We start from the raw sequence: 273 nt of genomic DNA, 5'->3' as shown, positions 1-273 counted from the left end.
ATCTTTATAGAGGACGGTATGGTAACTATTCGTTTGCAACGTGGTGGCGCTAAAAAACGCCCTTTCTATCAAATTGTGGTTGCGGATAGCCGTTTCTCGCGTGACGGTCGCTTCATCGAGAAAGTAGGCTTTTTTAACCCAATTGCTTCAGGTCAAGAAGAAAAAATTCGTTTAGATTTACCACGTGTTGAACACTGGGTAGGTCAGGGCGCATCTCTTTCAGATCGCGTAGCTAAGTTAGTAAAAGACGCTCGTAAAGCGGCTTAATAGGCG

Annotated in this window: 1 protein-coding gene; it reads left to right on the top strand. The window is 44.7% G+C overall.

Going from position 1 to position 273, the window contains the following annotated elements; all coding sequences use genetic code 11:
* Positions 1 to 18 precede the first annotated feature (18 nt).
* A complete protein-coding gene (gene rpsP / locus AAEY83_RS15005) occupies positions 19 to 267 on the top strand; it encodes a 30S ribosomal protein S16 (protein WP_002962192.1) in 249 nt (82 codons plus the stop codon).
* Positions 268 to 273: the final 6 nt, after the last annotated feature.

The sequence above is a fragment of the Psychrobacter sp. TB20-MNA-CIBAN-0197 genome (assembly GCF_040309765.1).
GTDB lineage: Bacteria > Pseudomonadota > Gammaproteobacteria > Pseudomonadales > Moraxellaceae > Psychrobacter > Psychrobacter submarinus.
The sequence above is the reverse complement of the archived record's forward strand: the minus strand, read 5'-3'. Positions and strand labels throughout refer to the sequence as shown.